The sequence below is a fragment of the Methylomonas lenta genome (genome assembly GCF_001644015.1).
Classification (GTDB): Bacteria; Pseudomonadota; Gammaproteobacteria; order Methylococcales; family Methylomonadaceae; genus Methylomonas; species Methylomonas lenta.
This window is the reverse complement of the sequence record NZ_LUUI01000095.1, coordinates 77,990-92,045: the sequence shown is the minus strand read 5'-3', so window position 1 is coordinate 92,045 and position 14,056 is coordinate 77,990. Positions and strand designations below refer to the sequence as shown.

The window sequence follows — 14,056 nt, the reverse complement described above, 5'->3', positions numbered from 1 at the left end:
CATGAAAAAAGTTCTCTACACTCTTTTATTTTTGCTGCCTTTTAGTGTATTGGCTAGCAGCGGTGTCAAACTGGAATCAGCCGACATCGATTTAACCGATAACGCTTCACTTGAACGCGGCGCTCATCACTACGTCACCTATTGCCTAGGCTGCCATTCGGCTAAGCATATGCGGTATAAGCGGATTGCTATGGACCTGCAACTGGATGAAGATGAAATCCTGAAAAATGTTGCACCATTCGGCGCGGGTATTTATGACCCAATGCATTCAGCAATGAACCAACATGATGCGGAAAAATGGTATGGCACCATGCCACCCGATTTATCCCTGATTGCCCGTTCTCGTGGCGCTGACTGGTTATATAGCTACCTGAAAGGTTTTTATAGCGAAAAAGGCAAACCGACAGGCGTCAATAACGTAGTTTTTAAAGATGTGGCGATGCCTAATGTGTTCTGGCAACTGCAAGGCACTCAAGAGGCAACAACCAAAACCATTGACGGTCAGGAAGTCATTACCGAACTAAAATTGGTAGAGCCTGGCCAATTATCACCTAAGGAATTTGATAAAACCATCAATGACTTGGTCAGCTTTCTGGTTTATGTGGGTGAACCCGTGCAATTGGAAAGACAACAAATGGGTAAATATGTGCTGTTTTTTATCCTGATGTTCATCGTACTCGCCTACCTGTTGAAAAAAGAATACTGGAAAGATATCCACTAAGCCTTGCCAAAAGCGGGATGCTTCTCGGCATCCCGCCTGTTACCCCCCCTCTTATTCCTGCTTTAGAGCCTCCCCCAAATCCATCAGCAAGCATGGTACAATTCGCCCCGTTTTAAACTCTGCTTATTAAAGAGGATATCCTTCGTGGCAAATATAACCAGCCGAAAATCCGCAATGATTCTGTTCACATCGTCGAACTGTATTATGAGTCACTGTGCACGCCTTGTTGTGCATGAGAAAGGCGTCCCAGCCGATATAGAGTTTTTCGATCCAAACGAGCCACCTGAAGACCTTCTCGAATTGAATCCCAATGGAAACTCACCCACTTTTGTGGAGAGAGATCTGGTGTTATACGATGCCCGCATCATCATGGAATATCTAGACGAGCGCTTCCCTCATCCGGCATTACATCAAATGGACCCCGTATCGCGTGCCAATGCCCGTATGCTGATTAAACGTATCGATCAAGATTGGTACCCCTTGCTAGACGAGATCCAGTTAAATGGCGAGAAAAAAGCAGTCAAAGCCAAAAAAATGCTCAAAGAAAGCCTGATGTCTGCCGCTCCGGTATTCGATGCCAGCCCATTTTTTATGAGCGAAGAATATTCCATGATCGATTGCGTCATGGCGCCTTTTCTTTGGCGACTTCCCAGCATCGGCATCGATATCACTAGCTTAGGCAAAGGCATTACCGCCTACGCCAACCGGCTGTTTTCTCGTAAGGCTTTCCAGGAAAGTCTAAGCCGTGAAGAATTTGAATTAATGCCAGTAAGTAAATGACACCACTCAAACCCTACCTAATCCGCTCTATTTACGAATGGATTACAGACAACAGTCTCACCCCACATTTATTAGTCAACGCCGAATATCCTGGTGTCAATCTACCGATGGATTTTGTAGAAGATGGCCGCATTGTGCTGAATATTCGAGCAGAAGCCGTACAAAGCTTGGCATTGGGTAATGACGAAATTGAATTTAATGCCCGTTTTTCCGGCAAACCTATGCGCATCAACGCCCCCATTCAAGCTATCCTGGCTATTTACGCCAAAGAAAACGGCAGAGGCATGGTCTTTGACCCGGAAGAATCCGACGAGGACAGTCCGCCACCTAATGAACCCGAAAACAAGCCGCCACAAAGGCCGCAACTTAGAGTCGTCAAATAGCCTGCGCGTTACAACCTGATGCGGGAGCAACGCTCGTAAAGGCAGTGCATTGATCAAGGTGCTAAAGACACCAACAAAACAATTACGATAGAATGGCACATCATTTATTTGCGGGGTAAAGGCTATGACTCACGAAATTCAACCAGCCATGACAGAAGCCGAAATTAATGCCCGTCTGCAGGCAGACTTACCGCACTGGTATTATGAAAACGGCTGGATTCGCCGCAAAATTAAAACCAGCGGCTGGAAAGCCACTTTAATGGTCGTCAATACCGTCGGCCACTTAGCCGAAAAAGCCTGGCATCACCCTGATTTAACCGTTTCATATGCCTTTGTAATCGTCAAGCTAGTGACTCATTCGGCAAAAGGCATCACCGAAAAAGACTTTGCCCTGGCCAAAAAAATCGAAGACGTGGTGCTGTGGGATGCAGCAGCCACCTCTAATGGCGTGTTTGAAGGCACGCCGGACGATCCCCGTTTCAAATACATCAAACATGACTGAGGACAGCAACATGACTGAAATCACCGAGGTACCCAGCCCGTTCTGCGGTATCGGCACCGACGACCTGAGCATTCAGATCGATGGCGTGAAAATTAAAGTGAACGCCAACGGGTGCGACATAAACACGCCGGCTTTTGAAGAATCTATTACCGACACCAGCCCTAGAGTAGCCGGTCAAATCGTCAGTCTGGATGTAGCCGTTAACCAAGCGGCTACATTATTGCGCAACACTCAGCAACCGGTTATCAGCGGCTGTGCCACCGACGTTAATGGCATGCGGGCTTTGCTCGCGCTTGCCGATAAAACCGGCGCCGTAGTCGATAACATCAACTTCAATACTGCCCGCCGCAACATTTTAGCCATGCAGGATTCCGGCTGGATGAACACCACGCTGGCGGAAATCAAAAATCGCTGCGATGTCTTGCTGATTGTTGGCACCGACCTGGAAGGTTTCGCACCACGCTTTTTCGAGCGTTATCTGTGGAATCAAGAGGCCATGTTTGTCAGCGACACCGGCAGTCGCGAAGTGATTTATCTGGGCAAAGCACCTTCCGGCAATGCCTCGACATCACCTAACGGTCATCAAGCTACTATTTTTCCTTGCGCCGATGCTGACTTACCAGATGTATTAGCCGTGCTTGCTGCGTTGATAAGGAAACACCCCATACACGTGCAATCGGTAGCCGGCATTCAAGTGACCGACTTGCAAACTATCGCCGACAAACTATCGGCAGCTAGCTACGGCGTGATTTGCTGGGGCGCAGCAGCCTTGGCTTTCGACCATGCCGAACTGACGGTGCAGGTCATTTGCAATATTGTCAAAGACATCAATGATCAGGGCAAACGTTGCTCCGGCTTTCCGCTCGGTGGCAAGGAAGGCGACCAAACCGCCAACCAGGTGTGCGGCTGGACCACCGGCTACCCGGCTCGGGTCAACTTCGCCCGTGGCTATCCTGAATATGATCCTTTTCTGTACGACAGCCAAGCCATGCTAAACAACGGCGAGGCCGATGCCTTGATTTGGGTGCAGGCCTTCAATATCAATAGCAAGCCGCCAAAAACCGATTTGCCGACTATCGCTATCGGCCGCTCCGGCATGACGTTTGATAATGAACCCGACGTATTCATTCCCATCGGCACCCCTGGCATCGATCACCCCGGCCACGCCTACCGCCTGGATAATGTGGTGGCGATACGCCTGAAAAAACTTAGAGACTCCGGCCTGCCCAGCACTTCAGAAGTGCTGCATGCCATCGAACAAGCACTTTAGGATTTAGACATGCTGATAAAACTCACAGGTGGCACCGTTTACGATCCGGCTAGCGGCATAGACGGCCTGCAACGGGATATTTTTATTCAAAATGGTCGCATAGTCGACGCCCCTACCGACGGCAAACCGGTTGATAAAGAATACGACTTACGCGGCAAAGTAGTCATGTCCGGCGCCATCGACATGCACACGCATATCGGCGGCGGCAAAGGCAACATCGCCCGCACCCTGCTGCCGGAAGACCATCGCATGGACCCGGTGGCTCGCACGCCAATCACGCGTTCCGGCAACGGTCACGCCATGCCCAGCACCTACGTCGCCGGTTATCGCTATGCGGAAATGGGCTACACCGCCTGCTTCGAACCCGCAGTGCTGCCGATCAATGCCCGTCAGGCGCATATGGAAATGGGCGACACGCCTATCGTCGATAAAGGCGGCTATGTGATGCTGGGCAGCGACGACTTTTTGCTGCGCATGATGACAGCCAACAAAGATCAAAAAGCCATCAATGATTATGTGGCCTGGACCCTAAATGCCGCCAAAGGCATCGGTATCAAAGTCGTGAATGCGGGCGGCATCAACGCTTTCAAATTTAATCAGCGCAAACTGGATCTGGACGAGCAAAATACGCATTACGATGTGACACCTCGGCAAATCCTGAAAACCCTGGCCACTGCGGTTAAGGAATTGGGCATCACCCATCCGCTACATGTACATGGCTGCAACCTGGGCGTACCCGGCAACATCGAAACAACCTTGAACACCATACAAGGCGTCGATGGTTTGCCTATGCATTTGACTCACATCCAGTTTCACAGCTACGGCACCGAAGGCGATTTCAAATTCTCATCCGGCGCGGCGCAGATTGCCGAAGCGATCAATAACAATCCAAACATCACTACGGACGTCGGCCAAATCATGTTTGGTCAAACCGTCACAGCCTCCGGCGACAGTATGCGCCAGCATGCTAACCACAAGTATGCCAGCCCCAATAAATGGGTGTGCATGGATATCGAGTGCGATGCCGGCTGCGGCTTGGTGCCCTTTAAATATCGCGATCAAAACTTCGTCAACGCCCTGCAATGGGCTATCGGTCTGGAAATTTTCCTGCTGGTCAACGACCCCTGGCGCATTTTCCTGACAACTGATCACCCCAACGGCGCACCGTTTACCAGCTATCCGCATTTGATACGCCTGCTGATGGACCGTAGCTTCCGCAACGACATGCTGGCGACCATCCATCCGGAAGCACAGAAGATGACCACCTTGGCATCCATCGAGCGCGAATACAGCCTGAACGAAATCGCCATCATGACCCGTGCCGGCGCGGCCCGCATCATCGGTTTGAAAGATCGCGGCGCCCTGAGCGCAGGCAATTGGGCCGACATCACCGTCTACACCGAAAACACGGATAGACAAGCGATGTTTACCAAACCCGACTATGTATTCAAAGACGGCGAACTGGTGGTGCAAGACGGTCAAGTAGTGAAAGTCACCTGGGGTACGACCCACATCGTCAAACCTGACTACGACCTGTCGATTGAAAAAGACTTGAAGCCATATTTTGACAAGTATCTGACCATGAAACTCGGCAACTTTAAAATCAGCGATGATGAGATTACTGAAGACGGACGCGGCAGTTTGACGACTCATCCATTGCGGGGTGTGGCTTAGAAATTTGGGCAAAATGTAGGTACGATTAGCGAAGCGTAATCGTACGCAACCGTGTTAACCATCCCTCCGATTACGCTATGGCTAATCGGAGCTACGAGTTCTAAAACCCCGAATTAGGATAACGCCATGCCCACAATTTCCATGTTTTACGGCATCCTAATCAAGATGTTTTTTGATGACCACGCGCCGCCACATTTTCATGCTGAATATGGCGAGTTTGAGTTAGTCATTGCGATTAACCCTATCAAGATTATCAAGGGCGATGCGCCAAAACGTGTGAAATCAATGGTTTTAGAATGGACTGCTTTACATCAGGAAGAATTATTACTGGATTGGGAGCTTTGTAAAAACTTGCAACCGCCTGTCGCGATCGAGCCGCTGGAGTAAAACCATGTTTTATATCAAAACCATAGAACCAGATTCAGCCAATTACAGCATCAGCATAACCTACGACGATAATGTCACTGTCATTGCCAACTTCGGGCACCTACTGGAAAAAGGAGTCATGACCCAGTTAAAAGATCCCGCTGTATTTAATCAAGTACAAATTGGCAGTAAAGGCCGTTCGATTATTTGGCCGGAACAAGATATTGATTTTTGTGCCGACGGCTTACGACTAAAATTCACTCAATCCAAAGCAGCATAGGTGAGTCACCCCAATGAATAAAGTATTAAACCATGAGTACCAACCATGATTATTAACGGCGTAACTATCGATAAAACCTTTGCCGAAGCCTTCCCGATGAAGGCGACGCGAGCTATCATCACAGCCCAGAACGAAAAGTGGGCGATGATTTCCGCCCAAGCCATGACGGGCTTTGCCACTTCGGTGATTGCCTGCGGTTGCGAGGCGGGTATCGAACGAATATTAAGTCCTGACGAAACCCCGGACGGACGTCCCGGCGTATCTATTATGATTTACGCCATGGGCGGCAAGGGCTTAGCCAAGCAATTGGAAACCCGCGCGGGGCAATGCGTACTGACATCACCGACCTCTGCGTTATTCGCCGGCATAGAAGGCGGCAAACCGATCCCCTTGGGAAAAAATCTACGCTATTTCGGTGACGGCTTTCAAATCGCCAAAAAAATAGCTGGCAAACGCTACTGGCGGGTGCCGGTTATGGATGGCGAGTTTTTGACCGAGGCCACTACCGGCATGGTGGAAGCCATCGGCGGCGGCAACTTTCTGGTATTGGCAGAATCGCAACCGCAAGCCCTGGCGGCCTGCGAGGCGGCGATCGAGGAAATGAAAAAAATCCCCAATGTGATTATGCCCTTCCCCGGCGGTGTGGTACGTTCCGGCTCCAAGGTCGGCTCTAAATATCCAGCCCTGGGCGCATCGACCAATGACGCCTTCTGCCCGACCTTGAAAGGCGTGACAAAAACCGATTTATCGCCGGAAATTGAGTCGGTGATGGAAATCGTCATTGACGGCTTATCTAAGGAAGACATAGACAAAGCCATGCGGGTCGGCATTCAAGCCGTGTGCGATTTAGGCGCAGCGAATGGCATCAAACGCATCAGCGCCGGTAATTACGGCGGCAAACTGGGGCCGTTTCACTTTCATTTGCAGGAGATCATGGCATGAGCGCGTTAACCTTTACCCTGAAACAACCCACAGCGCAGCGCGTCGACATGTCGCCACTGGTGTGCCAAAAGTTGCAAGGTATGGATATCGATGCGATTTCCGCCATCGAACTGCAAAATGGTAAAAACCGTCCCCGCGTCGATGAGCTGTTTTATATCACCGGCATGGATACCCAGGAAATCATCATTGCCAACGCTAGCGACAAACTGGATTTTATCGGCAAGGAGCTGGATGGCGGTAGCATTAGCGTACTAGGCGATGCCGGTGCTTACCTGGGTATGCAGATGAAATCGGGTACTATCAATGTCAGCGGCGATACGGGGTTATACGCGGCTTGCGAAATGAAAAACGGCCTGCTGCAGATCGAAGGCAATGCCGGCGACTTTCTCGGTGGCGCCCTGCCCGGCAATAAACAAGGCATGAAAGGCGGCACCGTATTAGTTAAGGGTAACGTCGGCCAACGCGCCGGCGACCACATGCGCCGCGGCCAAATCCTGATTGAAGGTAACGCCGGTGATTATTGTGGTTCGCGCATGCTAGCAGGCACCATTGCCGTGATGGGCAATACCGGTCGTTATTTGGGCTACGCGATGCGTCGCGGTACCCTGCTGCTTTGGAATCAACATCAATTGTCCGCCAGCTTTAACGACTGCGGTTCGCATACCCTGGCATTTTTACCGATATTGTTTGCCTCATTCAAAACCTTGAACTCCCGCTTTGCTGATAACGAAGTGGTGTTTAATCGGGTACAACGATATGGCGGAGATATGGCTGAAACAGGACGAGGCGAAGTATTGGTCAGGATTTAACTTTCCGAATTGAACCCTGGTTATTTCAATTCAACGGATGATTCAAAAACTCACCACCACCAATCACGATCGCGACATCGCCGGCTTGAAATACATCTATCCGGTCATGTCGCGTCGCGCCGGCGGCTTGTCGATTGGAGTTAATTTTAATCCTAACAATGCCTGCAACTGGCGCTGCATCTATTGCCAGGTGCCTGACTTAAAACGCGGCGCAGCGCCAACAATGGATCTTGCCTTATTGGAAGATGAGTTAAGATTCTTTCTGCATCAAGTTCAACACGCTGACTTCTTCGAGCAATTCAATGTTGCTCCCGAACAGCGCATCATCAAAGACATCGCCATTTCCGGCAACGGCGAACCTACGAGTCTTGATAATTTCGAGCAGGCGGTAACATTAATCGGCCAGATCGCCTGCGAAACCGGGGTTTTCCCCAGCAGCCATTTTGTCTTGATTACTAACGGCAGCTTAATTCACCAAGCAAATGTTCAAGCCGGATTAAAACAGCTGGCTACTTACCACGGCGTAATCTGGTTTAAACTGGACAGTGCAACTGAACAAGGCCGAAAAGTAATCAACAACTCGGTACAGAGTCAGCAAAAATTGCTGGAAAACCTGAAAATTGCCACCCAGTTATGCCCGACCAAGCTGCAAACCTGCATGCTGCATTTTGATGACAAAACCTGGACGGATAGCGAAAAACAGGCTTATTTGCAGCTATTAAAAGACTTACAGCTACAACAAATCGTTTTACAGAAAATTATGCTGTACAGCCTGGCCAGACCATCATTTCAGCCTGAAGCTGCGGAATTGGAACAGGTCAATAGTGAAGAAATGCATGCTTTGGCGACTGACATCAAAGCCTTGGGCTATGATGTCAGCGTAAATGCTTAAGCGTTAATATCGAGCAAACTACCTATCATTTCGTCCTGAGCTTTAATCACTTTTGTCGCTGCCGAGGTTTCAAGCTCGGCTTCTTTTAAACTCAAAACCGGTTTAAATAAATCAGTTGATTTAATGGGTTCTAAACCGCCAACTTCTTGATTTTGCACCGGCAGCCTGGCTATGGTCTGTGCGGCAGTATCGGCTTTTTGCTGAGCCGAACTAATTAAGTTGGTGGCGCTGGATAATGGATTCATGTTCATATCAGACCTCCGAAGACTACTTGAATCTTGCCGGTTAAGTTAACGGCCGACATCATTAAATCATGAATTGAGTTGATTAATTTGCCAGCCGTATCACATTGCCAACTACTTTTTGTCGCCAGTTTGTTTTTGCAACCACTCTTTGACCATAGGCATGCCCCGCTCAAGCCAATATTGCCAAAGCTTTTTAGCTGAGGATTTGGCTGAACAGCCCAAGCGACCTGTCAATGTCAGCGCCTGATCACAACCAATCTGCTGCAATTTGGCTTCTACTATTGCACTCCACCTTGGTCGTGGCTGACCGTTAACATCCAGAAACACTCTTGTGAATAACCACATCTCCAACAAAGAGACTACCCACATAAACAAAAACGACACCGCCATACCAGCACCCGCCAGAATAATCAAAATAGCAAACATCGGGTGTAACTTGGTCAACCACCAAGACAAGATATCCACTAATAAGAAAACATAAGGCATGCCAATAGCGATCGATTTATATTTGATGGTACTGGTTTCAGCAAAGCTAAAAATCAAACCGACAAACATAAAGATAAAGCTGATGCCAAATAAATGAATATGCGAAACCCTTGTCAAAGAGCTAAAGGTGGCCCCTTCATCTTCTTTAGTTAATTCTTTTACTACCTTGAAATCACTCAAATCTGGAATGGATGCTTCCTTGTTATGACACATCACACAACGTTCTGCGACAATTGCTTCCACACCGGAATCGGTATATTCATCCTTATCCGCACCATCACGTACCCACTGGATAATAGTAAAACGCTCCTGCTCAGAGGCATTGTCTTTCATGGAACCATTCAACTTGGTTTCCAATAATGCCCCGGATCGATTACCGTAATAGCTGTACACGATGTCATCTATCGACAAGCCAAACTTGCCGTCAGCCATACCGTGCGTGAACAGAATCTGGATCAAGGCAAACAGATAACCTACCGCAACTGTTGTCAGATAACCTGTGAATAAAACTTTAACTGGAATATCCAGATTTTTTAAAGAAGAAAAATCGCGTGCCATTGCCGTTATCCGTTTAGTTTCGGGAATCTGATTATACCGTGCAAGTTGAATTGGTATTCTCTAAAGCGCAAAAAAAAGGCCCTTGATAACAAGAGCCTTTTATTGTGGGATCTTTAAAAATTATTTAGGTTGAACATTGGCAGCAGTTAAGCCTTTTGGGCCGGATTCTATTTCAAATTCAACGTCTTGCCCGGGTGACAAGGTTTTGAATCCATCGCCCTTAATAACCGAGTGATGAACAAAAACATCTTCCTTACCCTCTGAAGGCTCGATAAAACCGAAGCCCTTGGTGTTATTGAACCACTTGACTGTGCCTGTTGCCATTTTAAAACTCCTACTAATTAAAACTGATAGTTACGCAGAAAAACAATATTGACAACCTTTTTCCATAATGACCAAGGCGCAATTCAACATCTTTAACTGAGCCGGCAATTGTACTGTGATTTATTTACTAAGGCTACAGCCAAACCTTGTCCAATGACACATCAGCCTGAACGAAGCAATATCTGCATATGACACCGAAATATTTTAATTTCGCTGCTCTATCACTAATGACCATGGCCTGGCTTTTGTAGGTAAAACAATTCCCGTGCCATCTAATTTTATATGCGCCAGACTGACTGCATCTAAGACATTGCCACCTATCACATCAATAACGCCAGGTCGCTGTGCAACCACTAAATCACAGTGGTAAGCACCATGTTTTAAATCTTTATAGCCATGGATTGACTGGCTAAAAGCTTCACCTCTTGCTGCGCAAATAATATCCCCCGGCTTAGGGGCATAAGCATTAATAGCATGACTTACAAATCGGCCTGCAGAACCCGCAGCCATTACATGCTGCATATAATCCCAATGCAAAACAGTAGAAGGCAAATCAGTTTCAGCCACCCCCGCACTTCGCGCCAACCAAACAATAAAAGCCGCAGACCAGGGTCTTATTTCTCCTGTATAGCCGATTATTGGTAAGTCTGTTGCAGCATACCAATACATGAATACTCGACTAAAAAATGGCGCCAGGGTTTCATGCCCATGAACTGCTTGACTTGGATAAGTTAATGCTGGCGGATCGCTTTCATAATTGACTTCGGGTCGTCCGAACAAATCCCATTCCTGGCGAGCAAGGTGTAACATTCGCTCCCTAACGCTTGGCACAACAAACAATGGCGTGGCATTATCCACAGATAACATAGTCGAAATCTGCTCTTGCTTATCCACAGCACAGCCACTCAGTAGCAAAATTAAGCCAAACAGGATAGATGGCATCTTTAATTGATCTTTAACACTAACACTATGTTTGCAATTAATCCTTGATTTTGCGGCAGGTTACTACACGCATAAGAATAAGTCGAACCTGAGCAGGCAGCACCTCAATCAGTCGCCTGCAGCCTTACTGGAAAAATTGATCTTATAAAAAATGTTTTCGCTATCGGCTCAACATCCCTCTTGAAAAACAACCGATAACGCCGCATCTCAGCAGCAACACTAAATTATTACGAGGTATATCACTATGCGTATGGACAAACTCACCAGCAAATTCCAGCAAGCGCTTGGCGAAGCTCAAAGTCTTGCCTTGGGTAAAGACCATCAATTTATCGAACCACTGCACGTCATGTTGGCTTTACTGGACCAGGAAGGTGGTAGCGTCAAACCTTTATTGCAACAGGTCGGGGTTCAGGTCAACGCCTTGCACAAGGATTTGAATAAAGACATTGACAGCTTGGCCAGTGTATCGGGTTCCGGCGGTGACGTGCAGCTCTCCAATGAATTATCGCGCATTCTAAATCTGACAGACAAACTGGCGCAAAAACGCAAAGATGCTTTCATTTCCAGCGAACTGTTTTTACTGGCAGCACTAGAAACCAGCGGTACATTACAAAATATTTTAAAACGCGCCGGCGTTACAGCATCGGCAGTTGAAAAAGCCATTGATAATATGCGCGGTGGTCAGAATGTCAATGATGCTAACGCCGAAGACCAACGTCAGGCTTTAAAAAAATACACCATCAATCTGACCGAACGCGCTGAACAAGGCAAGCTTGATCCCGTAATTGGCCGCGACGACGAAATTCGCCGCACCATCCAGGTATTGCAACGCCGCACCAAAAATAATCCGGTATTGATCGGCGAACCCGGTGTCGGTAAGACCGCTATCGTCGAAGGTTTGGCGCAACGCATCATTAACGGCGAAGTGCCTGAAGGCATCAAAGGCAAACAATTGTTGTCGCTGGACATGGCGGCTTTGATCGCCGGCGCCAAGTTTCGTGGCGAATTTGAAGAACGCCTGAAAGCAGTGTTGAACGACCTAGCCAAAATGGAAGGTCAGGTGATTTTGTTTATCGACGAACTACACACCATGGTTGGTGCCGGCAAAGCTGAAGGCGCAATGGATGCCGGCAACATGCTAAAACCGGCTTTGGCTCGTGGCGAACTGCATTGCGTTGGTGCCACCACACTGGATGAATATCGCAAATACATCGAAAAAGACGCGGCCCTGGAACGCCGTTTTCAAAAAGTGCTGGTGGATGAACCCAACGTGGAAGACACCATCGCGATTTTGCGCGGTTTGAAAGAGCGTTACGAAATCCATCATCGTGTCGACATCACCGACCCGGCCATAGTCGCTGCCGCCGTGCTGTCGCACCGATATATTGCCGACCGCCAATTACCGGATAAAGCCATTGACTTGATCGATGAAGCTGCCAGCCGCATACGCATGGAAATCGACTCCAAGCCTGAAGAAATGGATCGTTTACTACGAAGATTAATTCAATTACGAATGGAAAAGGAGTCGTTGAGAAAAGAAAAAGACGATGCATCTAGGAAACGTTTGGAGCAAGTTCAAGAGCAAATTGACGAAGCAGATAAAGAATACTCCGACCTGGATGAAATCTGGAAAGCCGAAAAGGCCGCGCTGCAAGGCACCGCCAGTATCAAGGAAAGCCTGGAACACGCCCGATTAGAACTGGAGGCCGCACGCCGCAATCAGGATTACACCCGCATGTCGGAGCTGCAATACGGCGACATTCCCAAATTGGAAAAAGAGTTGGATCTAGCCTCGCAGGCTGAAATGCAGGAAACCACTCTGCTACGCAGCAAAGTCACCGAGGAAGAAATTGCTGAAGTGGTCTCCAAATGGACCGGCATTCCTGTTTCCAAGATGATGCAAGGCGAACGGGAAAAACTGCTACAAATGGAGGAAAACCTCAGCAAACGCGTGATTGGCCAAACCGAAGCTTTGAAAGCCGTCAGTAACGCCATCCGCCGTTCACGTGCAGGCTTATCCGACCCTAACCGTCCCAACGGTTCATTCCTGTTTTTAGGTCCAACCGGGGTGGGTAAGACAGAACTTTGCAAAGCCCTGGCAGAATTCATGTTCGACACTGAAGAAGCCATGGTGCGTATCGACATGTCCGAATTTATGGAAAAACATTCCGTGGCGCGCTTGATCGGAGCTCCTCCAGGCTATGTCGGTTATGAGGAAGGTGGTTATTTGACCGAAGCCGTGCGCCGCAAACCTTATTCGGTGATATTGCTGGACGAAATTGAAAAAGCCCATGCCGATGTGTTCAATGTACTGTTGCAGGTATTGGACGATGGTCGATTAACTGACGGCCAAGGTCGCACGGTGGACTTTAGAAACACCGTCATAGTCATGACCTCTAACTTAGGCTCTAGCGTGATTCAGGAACTATCAGGGGAGGAAAATTACACCACCATGAAAGATGCGGTGATGGAAATCGTCGGCCAGCATTTCCGGCCGGAATTCATTAACCGGGTCGACGAAGCTGTAGTATTCCATCCATTGGGCCAAGGTCAGATTCGGGCTATCTGTAGCATCCAGATCGACCAATTGCGTCGTCGTTTACAGGAAAAAGACATGGAACTGGAACTCAGCGAAACAGCGCTGGATTTACTCGGCGAAGCCGGTTTCGACCCGGTGTATGGTGCGCGACCCTTGAAACGGGCCATACAGCGACAACTGGAAAATCCATTGGCCAATGAAATTCTCTCCGGACACTTCCTGCCAGGAGACATTATCAAAGTTGATAATGCTACGGATGGACTAACGTTTAGCAAATAATCCGATTAAAGCCTACGCGGATGAATGTTAAACTAGCTTAATCTAAACCCTCTGGGCCGATGAC

Annotated in this window: 16 protein-coding genes; 12 read left to right on the top strand and 4 right to left on the bottom strand. The window is 48.4% G+C overall.

Annotated features, from left to right (window positions below; all coding sequences use genetic code 11):
• The first annotated feature begins 1 nt into the window (after position 1).
• The 11 genes from A1359_RS08680 to A1359_RS08630 all read left to right on the top strand — a co-directional run bounded on the left by A1359_RS08680 (position 2) and on the right by A1359_RS08630 (position 8,619).
• Positions 2-721, top strand: a complete 720-nt coding sequence (locus A1359_RS08680) for a cytochrome c1 (protein WP_066981060.1) — start codon at positions 2-4, stop codon at positions 719-721.
• Between the two features lie 174 nt (positions 722-895).
• The gene (locus tag A1359_RS08675; RefSeq protein WP_269747897.1) at positions 896-1,501 is read left to right on the top strand and encodes a glutathione S-transferase N-terminal domain-containing protein; all 606 of its coding nucleotides are present in this window, start codon (positions 896-898) and stop codon (positions 1,499-1,501) included.
• Positions 1,498-1,884, top strand: a complete 387-nt coding sequence (locus tag A1359_RS08670; protein WP_066981054.1) for a ClpXP protease specificity-enhancing factor — start codon at positions 1,498-1,500, stop codon at positions 1,882-1,884. The genes A1359_RS08675 and A1359_RS08670 overlap by 4 nt, the downstream gene beginning before the upstream one ends.
• 124 nt (positions 1,885-2,008) lie before the next feature.
• Positions 2,009-2,386, top strand: coding sequence for a 4a-hydroxytetrahydrobiopterin dehydratase (locus A1359_RS08665; RefSeq protein WP_066981052.1), 378 nt, complete (start codon positions 2,009-2,011; stop codon positions 2,384-2,386).
• A gap of 10 nt (positions 2,387-2,396) precedes the next feature.
• Positions 2,397-3,656, top strand: coding sequence for a formylmethanofuran dehydrogenase subunit B (locus A1359_RS08660; RefSeq protein WP_066981331.1), 1,260 nt, complete (start codon positions 2,397-2,399; stop codon positions 3,654-3,656).
• A 9-nt stretch (positions 3,657-3,665) separates the two neighbouring features.
• Positions 3,666-5,330, top strand: coding sequence for a formylmethanofuran dehydrogenase subunit A (locus A1359_RS08655; RefSeq protein WP_066981049.1), 1,665 nt, complete (start codon positions 3,666-3,668; stop codon positions 5,328-5,330).
• 126 nt (positions 5,331-5,456) lie between these two features.
• Entirely contained in the window at positions 5,457-5,717 is a 261-nt protein-coding gene (locus A1359_RS08650; protein WP_066981046.1) for a DUF4160 domain-containing protein, read from the top strand.
• 4 nt (positions 5,718-5,721) lie between these two features.
• Positions 5,722-5,976, top strand: coding sequence for a DUF2442 domain-containing protein (locus A1359_RS08645; RefSeq protein WP_066981043.1), 255 nt, complete (start codon positions 5,722-5,724; stop codon positions 5,974-5,976).
• 45 nt (positions 5,977-6,021) lie between these two features.
• On the top strand, positions 6,022-6,918 hold the full coding sequence (gene fhcD, locus A1359_RS08640; protein ID WP_066981039.1) for a formylmethanofuran--tetrahydromethanopterin N-formyltransferase: 897 nt from the start codon (positions 6,022-6,024) through the stop codon (positions 6,916-6,918).
• On the top strand, positions 6,915-7,727 hold the full coding sequence (locus tag A1359_RS08635; RefSeq protein ID WP_066981036.1) for a formylmethanofuran dehydrogenase subunit C: 813 nt from the start codon (positions 6,915-6,917) through the stop codon (positions 7,725-7,727). The genes fhcD and A1359_RS08635 overlap by 4 nt, the downstream gene beginning before the upstream one ends.
• A 37-nt stretch (positions 7,728-7,764) precedes the next feature.
• Complete coding sequence (locus A1359_RS08630) at positions 7,765-8,619, top strand: radical SAM protein (RefSeq protein WP_066981033.1); 855 nt, start codon at positions 7,765-7,767, stop codon at positions 8,617-8,619.
• Here the strand turns inward: A1359_RS08630 and A1359_RS08625 are convergent.
• The 4 genes from A1359_RS08625 to A1359_RS08610 form a co-directional block, all read right to left on the bottom strand.
• Positions 8,616-8,870 (bottom strand): hypothetical protein, encoded by a 255-nt coding sequence (locus tag A1359_RS08625; RefSeq protein WP_066981029.1) that lies wholly within the window; start codon positions 8,868-8,870, stop codon positions 8,616-8,618. The two genes, A1359_RS08630 and A1359_RS08625, sit on opposite strands and share 4 nt — an antisense overlap.
• 105 nt (positions 8,871-8,975) lie before the next feature.
• Positions 8,976-9,908 (bottom strand): hypothetical protein, encoded by a 933-nt coding sequence (locus tag A1359_RS08620; protein ID WP_066981026.1) that lies wholly within the window; start codon positions 9,906-9,908, stop codon positions 8,976-8,978.
• 120 nt (positions 9,909-10,028) lie between these two features.
• Entirely contained in the window at positions 10,029-10,232 is a 204-nt protein-coding gene (locus tag A1359_RS08615) for a cold-shock protein (protein WP_066981022.1), read from the bottom strand.
• Between the two features lie 204 nt (positions 10,233-10,436).
• Positions 10,437-11,126: a DUF2272 domain-containing protein gene (locus A1359_RS08610; protein ID WP_198159302.1), complete on the bottom strand. Its 690-nt coding sequence runs from the start codon at positions 11,124-11,126 to the stop codon at positions 10,437-10,439.
• 292 nt (positions 11,127-11,418) lie between these two features.
• On the opposite strand from A1359_RS08610, the gene clpB reads away from it, so the two are divergent.
• Positions 11,419-13,992 carry an ATP-dependent chaperone ClpB gene (clpB, locus tag A1359_RS08605; RefSeq protein ID WP_066981016.1) on the top strand — a complete coding sequence of 858 codons (2,574 nt, stop codon included), beginning with the start codon at positions 11,419-11,421 and terminating at the stop codon, positions 13,990-13,992.
• Positions 13,993-14,056 lie beyond the last annotated feature (64 nt).

Bases quoted from the DNA above. Each gene is read 5' to 3' on its own strand.
- A1359_RS08680 (WP_066981060.1), top strand. From the start codon at position 2: ATGAAAAAAGTTCTCTACACTCTTTTATTTTTGCTGCCTTTTAGTGTA.
- A1359_RS08675 (WP_269747897.1), top strand. From the start codon at position 896: ATGATTCTGTTCACATCGTCGAACTGTATTATGAGTCACTGTGCACGC.
- A1359_RS08660 (WP_066981331.1), top strand. From the start codon at position 2,397: ATGACTGAAATCACCGAGGTACCCAGCCCGTTCTGCGGTATCGGCACC.
- A1359_RS08665 (WP_066981052.1), top strand. From the start codon at position 2,009: ATGACTCACGAAATTCAACCAGCCATGACAGAAGCCGAAATTAATGCC.
- A1359_RS08620 (WP_066981026.1), bottom strand. From the start codon at position 9,908: ATGGCACGCGATTTTTCTTCTTTAAAAAATCTGGATATTCCAGTTAAA.
- A1359_RS08630 (WP_066981033.1), top strand. From the start codon at position 7,765: ATGATTCAAAAACTCACCACCACCAATCACGATCGCGACATCGCCGGC.
- fhcD (WP_066981039.1), top strand. From the start codon at position 6,022: ATGATTATTAACGGCGTAACTATCGATAAAACCTTTGCCGAAGCCTTC.
- A1359_RS08635 (WP_066981036.1), top strand. From the start codon at position 6,915: ATGAGCGCGTTAACCTTTACCCTGAAACAACCCACAGCGCAGCGCGTC.
- A1359_RS08625 (WP_066981029.1), bottom strand. From the start codon at position 8,870: ATGAACATGAATCCATTATCCAGCGCCACCAACTTAATTAGTTCGGCT.
- A1359_RS08655 (WP_066981049.1), top strand. From the start codon at position 3,666: ATGCTGATAAAACTCACAGGTGGCACCGTTTACGATCCGGCTAGCGGC.
- A1359_RS08650 (WP_066981046.1), top strand. From the start codon at position 5,457: ATGCCCACAATTTCCATGTTTTACGGCATCCTAATCAAGATGTTTTTT.
- A1359_RS08615 (WP_066981022.1), bottom strand. From the start codon at position 10,232: ATGGCAACAGGCACAGTCAAGTGGTTCAATAACACCAAGGGCTTCGGT.
- A1359_RS08670 (WP_066981054.1), top strand. From the start codon at position 1,498: ATGACACCACTCAAACCCTACCTAATCCGCTCTATTTACGAATGGATT.
- A1359_RS08645 (WP_066981043.1), top strand. From the start codon at position 5,722: ATGTTTTATATCAAAACCATAGAACCAGATTCAGCCAATTACAGCATC.
- clpB (WP_066981016.1), top strand. From the start codon at position 11,419: ATGCGTATGGACAAACTCACCAGCAAATTCCAGCAAGCGCTTGGCGAA.